The 12,278-nt window shown below is 63.7% G+C and carries 9 protein-coding genes; 5 read left to right on the top strand and 4 right to left on the bottom strand.

Annotated features, from left to right (window positions below; genetic code table 11):
* The first annotated feature begins 19 nt into the window (after positions 1 to 19).
* Positions 20 to 1,315: a DUF3422 family protein gene (locus E1B25_RS04305; protein WP_132827438.1), complete on the top strand. Its 1,296-nt coding sequence runs from the start codon at positions 20 to 22 to the stop codon at positions 1,313 to 1,315.
* Here E1B25_RS04305 and E1B25_RS04310 read toward each other — a convergent pair.
* The 4 genes from E1B25_RS04310 to E1B25_RS04325 form a co-directional block, all read right to left on the bottom strand.
* Positions 1,236 to 2,309 carry a YeeE/YedE family protein gene (locus E1B25_RS04310; protein WP_132827439.1) on the bottom strand — a complete coding sequence of 358 codons (1,074 nt, stop codon included), beginning with the start codon at positions 2,307 to 2,309 and terminating at the stop codon, positions 1,236 to 1,238. The genes E1B25_RS04305 and E1B25_RS04310 overlap by 80 nt on opposite strands.
* 215 nt (positions 2,310 to 2,524) lie before the next feature.
* Positions 2,525 to 3,499, bottom strand: a complete 975-nt coding sequence (locus tag E1B25_RS04315; RefSeq protein WP_132827440.1) for an ABC transporter permease — start codon at positions 3,497 to 3,499, stop codon at positions 2,525 to 2,527.
* Positions 3,492 to 4,499 carry an ABC transporter permease gene (locus tag E1B25_RS04320; protein WP_132827441.1) on the bottom strand — a complete coding sequence of 336 codons (1,008 nt, stop codon included), beginning with the start codon at positions 4,497 to 4,499 and terminating at the stop codon, positions 3,492 to 3,494. Before E1B25_RS04320 ends, E1B25_RS04315 begins: the two co-directional genes overlap by 8 nt.
* Before the next feature lie 106 nt (positions 4,500 to 4,605).
* Positions 4,606 to 6,312: a peptide ABC transporter substrate-binding protein gene (locus E1B25_RS04325; RefSeq protein WP_132827442.1), complete on the bottom strand. Its 1,707-nt coding sequence runs from the start codon at positions 6,310 to 6,312 to the stop codon at positions 4,606 to 4,608.
* A gap of 268 nt (positions 6,313 to 6,580) precedes the next feature.
* Here E1B25_RS04325 and E1B25_RS04330 point away from each other — a divergent pair, with 268 nt between their 5' ends.
* The 4 genes from E1B25_RS04330 (at position 6,581) to E1B25_RS04345 (ending at position 12,278) form a co-directional block, all read left to right on the top strand.
* A complete protein-coding gene (locus tag E1B25_RS04330) occupies positions 6,581 to 8,401 on the top strand; it encodes an ABC transporter ATP-binding protein (protein WP_132827443.1) in 1,821 nt (606 codons plus the stop codon).
* A gap of 229 nt (positions 8,402 to 8,630) precedes the next feature.
* On the top strand, positions 8,631 to 9,803 hold the full coding sequence (gene argE / locus E1B25_RS04335) for an acetylornithine deacetylase (protein WP_132827444.1): 1,173 nt from the start codon (positions 8,631 to 8,633) through the stop codon (positions 9,801 to 9,803).
* Positions 9,804 to 10,973 carry a M20 aminoacylase family protein gene (locus tag E1B25_RS04340; protein WP_132827445.1) on the top strand — a complete coding sequence of 390 codons (1,170 nt, stop codon included), beginning with the start codon at positions 9,804 to 9,806 and terminating at the stop codon, positions 10,971 to 10,973.
* Between the two features lie 141 nt (positions 10,974 to 11,114).
* Positions 11,115 to 12,278: a M20 aminoacylase family protein gene (locus E1B25_RS04345; protein WP_132827446.1), complete on the top strand. Its 1,164-nt coding sequence runs from the start codon at positions 11,115 to 11,117 to the stop codon at positions 12,276 to 12,278.

Below are 12,278 nucleotides of genomic sequence, written 5' to 3' on the forward strand. Positions count from 1 at the left end.
GCAAAGCAAGGACCATGTGATGCCCCCGATCGAAGACCACCCGCTGCGCTACCGGCTTGCGAATGAGCTGCACGCGCGCCCGTTTCCGGCGATGCAGAACTCCTCGACCGTGGTCTATCTGGCCATCAAGCAGCCGAAAGAGGCGGTCAGCCGCGACCGCGCCGCCGATGTGGCGCATCTGACCGATCTGCTCGACCGTCACGGCGCGCCGCATCCCCAGCCCGGCGCCACCCACTACAGCGGTCGCATTGGCCGGCACGCGTTGAAATGGGAACAGCACACCGAATTTGTCACCTATACGGCGATTTCCGACGGGCTCAGCGACCGCCCCTTCGATCCGGCGGATTTCTCGGTCTTTCCCGGCGATTGGCTGAGCAAGGCACCGGGGCAGCGGATCACCTCGATCGTGCTGCGGGTCTGCCCGCGCCCGGGTGACGACGGCATCAACGCGGCGCTGGCCGACTGGTTCGTGCCCGAAAGCACCGCCGCCTCGCATGTGTTGGACAATGCCGCCATCGCGGCGGGCGATTTCCGCATCGACCCGGCGGGCCATATGCGCTTTGCCGTGTTCGTCGGGGAGGAGGCCGGGCAGCGCCGGATCGGTCGCGCGGTTCAGCGCCTGTGCGAGATCGAGACCTACAAGGCGATGTCGATGCTGGGCTTTTCCCGTGCGCAGCAGCTCTCGGGCGAGATCGGCGCGCTGGATGCTCATCTGACGCAGCTTATGGCAGACATGACCGGCGGCGGCATTCCGGCGGAAAAGACCCTGACCAAACTGTTGGCGATCTCGGCCGAGCTGGAATCGATGGGCGCACGCAGCTCGTTCCGCTTCGGCGCCACTGGTGCTTATGAGGCCATCGTGAACCAGCGCATCGCCTCGCTGCGCGAGGGGCGGTTTCAGGGTCGCCAGACCTTTGCAGATTTCATGGCGCGCCGCTACGCGCCCGCCATGCGCACGGTGACCTCGACCCAGGGGCGGCTGCAGGCGTTGGCGGATCGGGCCATGCGCGCGGGCGAGCTGTTGCGCACCCGCGTGGATGTAGAGCGCAGCGGGCAGAATCAGGCATTGTTGGAAAGCATGGATCGGCGCGCCGATCTCTCGCTTCGGCTGCAACACACGGTCGAGGGGCTCTCGGTCGTGGCGATCAGCTATTACGCCCTGTCGCTGGTCAGCTACCTGCTCTACCCGCTGGCGCAGGCCACCGGGCAGAGCAAGGGGATGCTGACGGCGGTGCTCACTCTGCCGGTTGTACTTGGCGTCTGGGGCGCGGTGCGCCGGATCCGGAAAGGGATCGAGAAAGGATCGCATTCATAGCGACCCCGCCAAGCGCGATGGAGGCCAGCGCAAGCAACGCGGCAATGCTCAGCGTCGGCACGCCAGACAGGCCCGCGCCAAGGGTACAGCCCCCGGCCAGCACACCGCCGACGCCCATCAGCACCGCGCCCGCCAGATAGCGCCCGGTTTGCGCCGCCCCCTCGAAACTCTGCCAGATGAACTGCCCGCGCAGAAGCGACGCCGCCAGCGCGCCCAAGACCACACCACCGACCAGCGCCGGGCCAAAGCCCGCCGGCACGGCAGAGGACGCGACGGTAAAGAACAGCGTTTCTGACATTGGTGAGGTGAAGGACAGGCTTTCCATTGCGATCGGATCGAATTCGTCAAACAGGATGAACCCGGTCCCGACCCAGCCCAGCGGCACCAGCAGCCCGATCGCCGCCGCCCCGAGCAGCGGCAGCGGGGCCACCCCGGAGCGCAGCGCATACAGCAGCGATCCGCCTGCGATCAGCCCGGCCCAGACCCACGCCCCGCCGGGCAGCGCGGCGAGCGAGGTGAAACTCCCCAATTCGACGGTCAAACTCCCCAATCCGGTCCGCAGCGGGGCCAGCACCCCCTTGAGCGTGGCATGTGCGGTGATGGCAAAGACCAGCAGCACCAACACCGCCCGCAGGTTGCCGCCGCCCGCCAAGACGGTCAGCCGCGACACACATCCGCGCGTCAAGACCATGCCCGCGCCAAACGCCAGCCCGCCCAGAGCGATGGCGGCAATCGGCAGCTCCGGGGCCATGAAGCGATGGTCCTCGAACCCGATCCAGCCCACCGCGACCGCCGCTTGCGTGCCGAGCACCGCCACCGCCAATGCGCTCAACCAGACGCCCAGTGCCGCGCGCCGGTCCGTACCCACCAGCGCTCGGCGCAGACAGAAACGGGTGATCTGCGCCAGCATGCCAAAGGCGAGGCCCAGTCCAAGACCAAACAGCACGCTGGCCTCGCGCGCGGTGGTGTCTTCGAATCCCAATGTCTCGAACATGGTGCGTCTCCAGAATGCGGAATTTTTCCCAATAGTATGACGCATCCCCCAAGAGCAAGGCGCAGCCCTGCCTGTAGCGGGGGGGGGGTGGAACAATTTCCCATATCTGGCAAAGGCGATGGCTGGGCGTTTCCCCCCGGTGCCGGGGCCGAAACAAAACCGCCGCCCGGATAGGGCGGCGGTCTGTACCATTCTTTTTCGTGGATCTTCGGGGCTCAGCGCCCGCGAATGCGCGGATCCAGCGCATCGCGCAACCCGTCGCCCAGATAATTCACGCTGAGCACGGTGAGCGAGATGGCCAGACCGGGCCAGAGCACCCGCTCGGGATACTGCTGCAGATAGTCGGTGGCGTCGAACAGCAGCCGCCCCCAGGTCGGGAAATCGGGCGGGAACCCAAGGCCAAGAAAGCTCAGCGCGCTTTCGGTGATGATCGCGGTGGCGATCCCCAGCGTGGCCGAGACCATGATCGGGGACAGCACATTGGGCAGGATATGGCGCAGGATCATCTTGGCATTGGTGGTGCCGATGGAGCGGGCGGCAAGGATGAATTCCCGCTCCTTGATCGCCAGAACATCGCCGCGCACGATCCGCGCGGTGGGCATCCAGCTGGTCACCCCGATGGCCGCCACGATCAGGATGAAGATCCCCCGTTCCGGCCCAAAGGCGGCGTTCAACGGATCGCGGAACAGCAGCATCATCACCAGCAACAGCGGCAGCAGCGGCAGCGCCAGAAACAGGTCGGTCAGGCGCATCAGCAGCCCGTCGAGCCGTCTGAAGTACCCCGCCATCACCCCGACAAAAGAGCCGAGCCCAAGCGCCAGAAGCATGGCGGTGATCCCCACCGAGACCGAGGTCTTGCCGCCCGCCATCATCCGCGCAAAGGTGTCGCGCCCCAGTTGGTCGGTGCCAAAGGGATGTGTCAGGGACGGGCCCTGATTGCGGGCGCGGATGTCGATATGGGTGGCGTCGATGGTCCACAGAAACGGGCCAAGATAGACCCAGAGCACGATCACCAGAAACAGGATGCCGCCATATAGCGCGCCCTTGTGGTTCTTGAACTGGTCCCAGACTTCGCGCCACTGGCTGCTGGGGGGCTTGGTGAACTCCTCCAGCGGGCCAGCGCCGCCGGGCAGGGCGGTCGAGGCTGGTGCGAGCCCCTCGTCGGGTACAAGACGGTCCTTGTCAGTCATATCGGATCCTCGGGTCGAGCAGGCCATACAGCACATCGGCGATCAGGTTGAACAGTACGATCAGCACCGCAAAGATAAAGGTCAGCGTCTGCACCATCGGCAGGTCGTTGGCCTGGATCGCGCCGATCAGCAGCTGTCCGATCCCGTTCACCTTGAACACCTGTTCGGTGATGATGGCCCCGCCAAAGATGGCCGGAACCCCCAGCGCGATCACGGTAACCACCGGGATCATCGAGTTGCGCAGCACATGGACCATGACCACGGTGGTTTCGCCCAGCCCCTTGGCGCGGGCGGTTCTGACATAGTCCTGGTTGAGATTGTCGAGCATCGAGGCGCGCATGAACCGGCTGATCTGTGCCGTGATCTGCAACGCCAGCACCGTCACCGGCATGATCATCTGCTGAAGCTGGTAAACGAAGCTGTCCCAATCGACGACCTTGTGGGTGGTGTCATAGATCGACGGGAACCAGCCCAGATTGACCGAGAAGATCACGATCACCAGCACCCCGGAAAAGAACGGTGGCACCGAGAACCCGATCATCGACACAAAGGTGCCAGCCTGATCGAACCACGAATACTGTTTGTAGGCGGAATAGATGCCGATCGGCAGCGCGATCAGGATGCCGACGATATAGGCGGTGCCGACAACCCACAGGGTTTGGGGAATGCGTTGCACCACGATGTCCATCACCGGGCTGCGGGTCTGCCAAGAGATCACGCGCAGATCCCCCTCCGAGAAGGAGGAGCCGAAGATCGCGTCGATCAGAACCTGTGGCTCGATCCAGAAGAACTGCACCAGCCATTTCCAGAACCGGATATATCCGGGCTGGCCCAGACCCAGCGCCTCGCGCATCTTTTCTTTTACATCGGGTGGGACGGTCAGCGGAACCTGCGCCATGGGATCGCCCGGCGCCAGCTCCAGCAGGAGAAAAATAACGAGACTGATGAACAAAAGCGTCGGAACCGCCAGAACCAATCGTCGGATGGTGAAGGTCAGCATTCAGGGGGTGCCTTTGCTGTTTGCTAGTTTGGTATTTGTTCGGAGGTGACGGCATGATCCGCCCCGGCGATGGTGCCGGGGCGGATCACTTTGCGTCAGGCGCGGATTATGCGCCGTCCTTGCGATACCAGTCCGCTGCATTCCACAGCTCTGTATCCCAGACGTTCAGAACAACGCCGCCGAGCGAGTTGGAATGCGCCGACAGACGTCCACGGTGCACCAGCGGGATCATCCCGCCTTTTTCAAACACCATCTTGTTCAGCTGCCGACCGATCTCGGCGCGGGCCGCGGCATCGGCGGTCTGCGTCAGCTTGAAGTGCAGCGCGTCGTAGTCCTCGTCGCAGAAGCGCGAGATGTTCTCCCCCTGCCACTGGCTGGCGGGTCTGGGCGCCTTGTCGCACAGACCGTTGCCGAAATAGCTTTGCGGATCGGTGCCGTTGAAGGTGTTGGCGTACATCTCGACGTCAGCATAGAACTTCTGGAAGGTATCCGGGCTGCCCGGGTCGCCGCCAAAGAACACGCTGGAGTTGACGTTGCGCAGCTCGCTCTCGATGCCGATCTCGCTCCACCACTGTTTGATCAGCGCCTGGAAATCCTGGCGCACCGCGTTGGTCGAGGTCTGATAGAGGATCTTCATCGGCTTGCCGTCCGGGGTTTCCCGCACGCCGTCGCCGTTGCTGTCGGTGTACCCTGCTGCTTCCAGCATGGCCTTGGCGCCTTCGATGTCCTGCACCTCGCAGCCTTCTATATCGGCGGCATAGATCGCCGGGGCCGGAACCCAGTTACAGGTGACCTTGCCCGCCTTGCCATAGCCGATCTCGACCAGCAGAGGGCGATCAATCGCCATCGACATCGCCTTGTAGACGGCCGGATCGCTCAGGAACGGGTGCGGGCGGATCACCGAACGCTCATCCGGGCCAAGCGCCGGATCGGGGTTGGTGTTGTTCAGCATGATCCGTTCCATCAGCGGGCCGAACCCGGCCACGGCAACGCCTTTGCCGCCCTGTTCCATCCGGGCGATCACGTCGGGCGCAAGCTGCAGGTTCCAAGCATAGTCGAATTCGCCCGTTTCCATCACCGCGCGGCCTGCCGCCGTCGCGTCGCCGCCGCCCTTCAGGGTCATGGTGGCAAAGGCCGGTTTGGCCGGGTCGCGATAATTCGGGTTGGCCTTCAGGGTGATCACGTCGTTGGGACGGAATTCATCAACGACATAGGCGCCGGTGCCGATCGGGTTAAAGTTCTGCTCGGTGCATTCGGGCGCCTTGGTGCCCATGCAATTCTCGAACTGCGCCTTCTGGATGATCGGGCTTTCACCGCCGACGAAGGGCCCATAGGGGAACGGGGTCGGCTTTTCAAAGGTGACCTTTACCGTCAGATCGTCGGGGGTTTCGATGCTGGTAACCCCTTCGAACTTGGTGACCTGCGCGCAGCCGCCTTCGGGGTCCATGCAGTAATCGGCGGTGAATTTCACATCGGCCGAGGTCAGCGGCGATCCGTCGGACCACGTCAGGCCGGGGGTGATCTTCCACGTGATCGAGGTCAGATCCGCGCTCACGCCGCCATTCTCGACGGTGGGAACCTCAACGACCAGCCAAGGCACCAGATCGCCCTGTTCGTTGTAGCGGGCCAGGGGTTCGATCACCAGCGAGGAGGCTTCGACATCCTTGGTGCCGCCCGACAGAAACGGGTTCAGGATCGAGGGGGCTTGCCAGTAGATGACGTTGACATTGCCGTCCGATCCCCTTTCCGCCATCGCCGCCGGGGCCAGCGCCGCAGATGCGATCGCGCCAAGCAATAGGGCTTTCATCTTCATTTCACTCTCCTGGTTGGACAACTTTGTGTCACTCTATTTCCGCTTGAGATGCGGATGGTTGTCTGTCCGTTGCGTAGATAACATCCTGTTTCAACGTTATAATATTGATCTCCACGCCCTTTTTCGGGCGGTGTTCGCAGCGGATACTCCCCCATCGAAACAGAGTTTCCAGAAATTGCAAGCCTTGCTGTCGGGAAAAGGGCACGGGGGGTTTGACAGGTGCCGGGCTGCCGTCCTAGCGTTCAAGCCTCAGCGGAGGTAACGCGACGTGCTGGATAATCCAATTGCCCGGATCGACGGGCTCAGGGTCGAATTTCAAACAAAAGATGGCCCCGTAGTTGGGGTTGAGGACGTCTCGTTCGAGATCGCGCCGGGGGAAACCCTCTGCATCGTGGGCGAATCCGGGTCGGGAAAGTCGGTGTCGTCGCTGTCTTTGATGCGGCTGGTTGAATTCGGCGGCGGAAAAATTTCGGCCGGGCGCCTGATTTTTGATCGCAAGGACGGCGGCGAGGTCGATCTGGCCAAGACCGAACAGGGGCTGATGCGCCAGATTCGCGGCAATGAGATCGGGATGATCTTTCAGGAGCCGATGACCGCGCTGAACCCGGTCTTTACCGTGGGTCGGCAACTGACCGAAGGCTTGCGGGTGCACAAGAACATGTCGCGCTCCGAGGCCGAGGCCCGCGCGCTGGAATTGCTGCGCGAGGTGCGGATCCCGGAACCGGAACAGCGGCTCAAGCAATATCCGCACGAACTTTCCGGCGGGATGCGCCAGCGGGTGGTGATCGCGATGGCGATGGCTTGCGCCCCGCGCCTGTTGATCGCGGATGAACCCACCACCGCGCTCGACGTGACCATTCAGGCCGAGATCCTGGCGCTGATGGACCGGCTCAAGCGCGAGACGGGCACAGCGGTGATGTTCATCACCCATGATATGGCCGTGGTCGCCCAGATGGCCGACCGGGTCGTGGTCATGTACCGCGGCAACAAGGTCGAAGAGGGAACGGTCGAGCAGATCTTTGAAAATCCGCAGCACGAGTATACCAAATCACTGCTGGCAGCGGTGCCCAAGCTGGGCGAGATGCGCGGCAAATCGGCGCCGGAACCGATGAAACTGCTCGGGGTCGAGGGGCAGAACCTCGCGCCGATCCCTGGCACCAACGAACGCTTGTTGACGGTCAAGGGGCTGACCACCCGCTTTGCGGTCAAGGGTGGCTTTTTCCGCCGCACCCTGGCCAATGTGCATGCGGTCGAGGATCTCTCCTTTACCCTGAACAAGGGCCAGACGCTGAGTCTGGTGGGCGAATCCGGCTGTGGAAAATCCACCGCCGGGCGCTCGATCCTGCGGCTGGTCGAACCCAACGCGGGCGAGATCGACCTCGACGGCGTCGACATCATGAAGCTGGAGCCGCGCGACCTGCGCAAGGCCCGGATCGACATGCAGATGATCTTTCAAGATCCCTTTGCCTCGCTCAATCCGCAGATGCAACTGTTGGATCAGGTGGCGGAACCGATGCGCAACTATGGCATCGCGACGGGGTCCGAAATTCAGGATCGGGTCGCAACCCTGTTCGACCGGGTGCATCTGCCGCGCAGCTTCATGCGCCGCTTTCCCCACGAGATGTCCGGCGGACAACGCCAACGGATCGCCATCGCGCGGGCGCTGGCCCTGAACCCCAAGCTGATCATCGCCGACGAGGCGGTCAGCGCGCTGGACGTCAGCGTGCAGGCACAGGTGTTGAACCTGATGATGGAGCTTCAGGCCGAGCTTGGTCTGTCCTATCTCTTCATCAGCCACGACATGGCGGTGGTGGAACGCGTCAGCCACTATGTCGGCGTCATGTATCTGGGGCGCATCGTTGAAATGGGGTCGCGGGCGCGGGTGTTCGAGAACCCGCAGCACCCCTATACGCAGGCCCTGATGAAGGCGGTTCCCATCGCCGACCCGCACCGGCGCAAAAGCGAAAAGGATCTGAACTTCAAACCGATCCCTTCGCCGATCCATTCGCTGGACTACGTGCCCGAACCCTCGCTGTATAACGAGGTGGAGCCGGGGCATCTGGTTCTGACCACCGATAGCGGCTATTGAGGCTGACGATGCGTGTTGCCTCCTTCCGCCCGACTGTTTCGCCGGAGGGGGCCGCACCGAAGATTTTGCCGGGACCCCGACAGGGCCGCCGAACGCCGCTGACACCGGACCCTTCAGCTGGGGCAGGGCCGTCGCCTTGGCCGCGATGTGCCCGAAAGCTGCGCGAAACACCGCGCAGAATGACTGCGGCCCCTTTCTTTTTGCCACTGATCACGACACCGGAGCTTTGATGCCGACACGTTTAACCCCGCGCGAAATTCTGGAAAAGCTGGTTGGCTTTCCCACCGTCAGCCGCGACACCAACCTGCCTTTGGTCGACTGGGTCGAAGACTATCTCACCTCCCATGGCATCACCGCACATCGCTGGGTCGACCCCGACCAGCCGCACAAGGCGGCGCTGTTTGCCCATGTCGGCCCGTTGCAAGAGGGGGCCATCGTCCTGTCAGGCCACACCGACGTGGTGCCGGTGGATGGCCAACCCTGGACCTCGGATCCCTTCGTTCTTACCGAACGTGATGGCAAGCTTTACGGGCGCGGTAGCACCGACATGAAGGGCTATGACGCGCTGGCGATCTGGGCGCTGGTCGAGGCACAGACGCGCGGGGTCAAACGCCCGCTGCAACTGGCGCTCAGCTTTGACGAAGAGGTCGGCTGCACCGGCGCGCCGCCGATGATTCAAGCGATGCAATCGATTCTGCCCAAGGGCAGCGCGGTGATCGTCGGCGAGCCCTCGATGATGCGCGCCGTCACCGGCCACAAGGGCGGTCAGGGCTTCTGGGTCGATGTCTGGGGGCACGAGGTGCACAGCTCGCTGCTGCATACCGGCGTCAACGCCATCATGGAGGCCGCAAAGGTCATCGACTGGACCAACACCGTCAACGCGCAGGAACGTGCCCGCACACCCTCTGACGTTGCCGCGATGTTCGATCCCCCCTGGACCACGCTGCATGTGGGGCTGATCGAGGGCGGCACGGCGGCCAATATCACCGCCAAGCACTGCCGTTTCGATCTTGGCTTTCGCACCGTGCCGGATGACGATCCCGACGACTGGCGCGCCCGCATCGACGCCAAGCTGGCCGAGGTCGAGGCCGCGATGCAAGCGGTGCATCCCGACGCAAGGATCGAGATCGCGCGGCGCTTTTCCCTGCCCGGATTGCACCCCGAGGACAATGGCGAGGCCGAGGCACTGGTGCGCGCCATCACCGGCGACAACGCCGGTCATGTGGTCAGCTACGGCACCGAGGCCGGCCAGTTTCAGGACGCCGGGTATTCTGCCGTGGTCTGCGGCCCCGGGGACATCGCGCAGGCGCACCAGCCCGACGAATTCATCACCTTGGCCCAGTTCGCCGCCGGTCAGGACTTCATGGCGCGCCTCGTCACCCGCTTGCAGGAGGGGCAGTAGATGCCGATCAAGAACCGCTTTGCCGAATTGCTGCCGGAAATAACCGCGTGGCGACAGGACATCCACAGCCACCCCGAACTGGGGTTCTCGGAGACCCGCACCGCGGCGCTGGTGGCCGATAAGCTGCGCGCCTTTGGCTGTGACGAGGTGGTGAGCGGCATCGGGCAAACCGGCGTCGTCGGGGTGATCCGTGGCAAAAGCGACAGCCGCGGCCATGTCATCGGGCTGCGTGGCGACATGGACGCCTTGCCGATCCATGAGGAAAGCGGCGCGGCCTATGCCTCGCAAAACCCGGGCGTGATGCATGCCTGCGGCCATGACGGCCATACCGCCATGCTGCTGGGGGCGGCCCGCTATCTGGTCGAGACCCGCAATTTCGACGGCACCGTCGTGCTGTTGTTCCAACCGGCCGAGGAATTGGGCAGCGGCGCCAAGGGGATGATCGACGACGGCGTGATGGATCGTTTCGGCGTGCAGGAGGTCTATGGCATGCACAACATGCCCGGCCTGCCGGTGGGCCAGTTCGCCATTCGCCCCGGTGCCCTGATGGCCGCCACCGACGAATTCTTTATCGAGGTGACAGGGCGGGGCGGTCACGCGGCCGAACCGAACGAGGCGATCGACCCCACCGTCACCGCCAGCCAGAGCATCCTTGCCTTGCAAACCATTGTCAGCCGCAACGCCGATCCGATCGCACAGGGGGTGATCTCGGTCACCTCGGTCGATACCTCCTCGCATGCCTATAACGTGATCCCGCAATCCGTCACCCTGCGCGGTACCGTGCGCACCCATTCGGCCCAGATGCAGAACATGATCGAGGCGCGCTTGGGCGAGGTGGCGCGCGGCATCGCGCAGGGTTTTGGCGCTTTGGCTGAGGTTACCTATCTGCGCCACGTGCCGATCACCATCAACGCCGAAGAGCCGACCGCCTTTGCCACCGGGATCGCGAAGGCGGTCTCGGGCGGTTGCGCCGAGGCAGAGCTGATCATGGGCGGCGAGGATTTTTCCTATATGCTTGAGGCCCGCCCCGGGGCCTTCATCTTTGTCGGCAATGGCGACAGCGCGGCGCTGCACCACCCGCAGTACAACTTCGAGGACGAGGCGATCCCCGCGGGCTGTAGCTGGTTCGCCGAACTGGTTGAACGCCGGATGCCTACGGCGCAGGCCTAGCCTGCGCCGCGTGCGGACAGAGCGTGTTTTCGCAGAAAACATGCGGAGTCCATCACCCGGTGACGAAAACGCGCTATGTCAGGCGCGAGAGATAAAACAAGACTGCGTCCCGCAAGGGCGCGAATAACAAGGAGAGTGACCATGCCGGTCAAGAACCGCTTTGCCGAACTGCAGGACGAAATCACCGCTTGGCGGCGCGATCTGCACGAGAACCCCGAGATCCTGTTTGAAACCCACCGCACCAGCGCCATGGTCGCCGACAAGCTCAAGGCGTTCGGTTGCGACGAGGTGGTCACCGGCATCGGGCGCACCGGGGTCGTCGGCGTGATCAAGGGCAAGTCGGACCGCTCTGGCAAGGTGATCGGGCTGCGCGCCGACATGGATGCGCTGCCGATCAACGAGGCGACCGGGCTCGACTATGCCTCCAAGACCCCGAACGCCATGCATGCCTGCGGCCATGACGGCCATACCGCGATGCTGCTGGGCGCGGCCAAATACCTGTCCGAGACCCGCAATTTCGACGGCACCGTCGTGGTGATCTTTCAGCCCGCCGAAGAGGGCGGCGGCGGCGGCAAGGAAATGTGCGACGATGGGCTGATGGCGCGCTGGGGCATTCAGGAGGTCTATGGCATGCACAACTGGCCGGGCCTGCCCACCGGCAAATTCGCCATTCGTCCCGGCGCCTTCTTCGCCGCCACTGACCAGTTCGACATCCATTTCGAGGGCAAGGGCGGCCACGCCGCCAAGCCGCATGAAACCGTGGACACCACCGTGATGGCGGCGCAGGCGGTGACGGCGCTGCAAACCATCGCCAGCCGCAATGCCGACCCGATCGATCAGGTGGTGGTCTCGGTCACCTCGTTTGAAACCTCCTCCAAGGCCTTCAACGTGATCCCGCAAAAGGTCCACCTCAAGGGCACCGTGCGCACCATGAGCAAGGACATGCGCGCCATGGCCGAGACCCGGATCAGCGAGATTTGCAACGGCATCGCCGCGACCTTCGGCGGCACGGTCGTGGTCGATTATCATCGTGGCTACCCGGTGATGGTGAACTCCGAAGACCAGACCGAATTCGCCGCAGAGGTGGCGCGCAAGGTGTCGGGGGGCTGTGACGAGGCACCAATGGTCATGGGCGGCGAAGATTTCGCCTTCCTGCTTGAGGAACGCCCGGGCGCCTATATTCTGGTCGGCAACGGCGACACCGCGATGGTGCACCACCCGGAATACAACTTCAACGACGAGGCGATTCCGGCGGGTTGCTCATGGTGGGCCGAGATCGTCGAAAGCCGGATGCCAGCGGCCTGA

This window comes from Antarcticimicrobium sediminis, from assembly GCF_004348975.1.
Lineage (GTDB): Bacteria > Pseudomonadota > Alphaproteobacteria > Rhodobacterales > Rhodobacteraceae > Antarcticimicrobium > Antarcticimicrobium sediminis.

What these genes read in the sequence shown, in the direction of transcription:
- E1B25_RS04305 (WP_132827438.1), top strand. Translation starts at nt 20, where the DNA reads ATGCCCCCGATCGAAGACCACCCGCTGCGCTACCGGCTTGCGAATGAG.
- E1B25_RS04310 (WP_132827439.1), bottom strand. Translation starts at nt 2,309, where the DNA reads ATGTTCGAGACATTGGGATTCGAAGACACCACCGCGCGCGAGGCCAGC.
- E1B25_RS04315 (WP_132827440.1), bottom strand. Translation starts at nt 3,499, where the DNA reads ATGACTGACAAGGACCGTCTTGTACCCGACGAGGGGCTCGCACCAGCC.
- E1B25_RS04320 (WP_132827441.1), bottom strand. Translation starts at nt 4,499, where the DNA reads ATGCTGACCTTCACCATCCGACGATTGGTTCTGGCGGTTCCGACGCTT.
- E1B25_RS04325 (WP_132827442.1), bottom strand. Translation starts at nt 6,312, where the DNA reads ATGAAGATGAAAGCCCTATTGCTTGGCGCGATCGCATCTGCGGCGCTG.
- argE (WP_132827444.1), top strand. Translation starts at nt 8,631, where the DNA reads ATGCCGACACGTTTAACCCCGCGCGAAATTCTGGAAAAGCTGGTTGGC.
- E1B25_RS04340 (WP_132827445.1), top strand. Translation starts at nt 9,804, where the DNA reads ATGCCGATCAAGAACCGCTTTGCCGAATTGCTGCCGGAAATAACCGCG.
- E1B25_RS04345 (WP_132827446.1), top strand. Translation starts at nt 11,115, where the DNA reads ATGCCGGTCAAGAACCGCTTTGCCGAACTGCAGGACGAAATCACCGCT.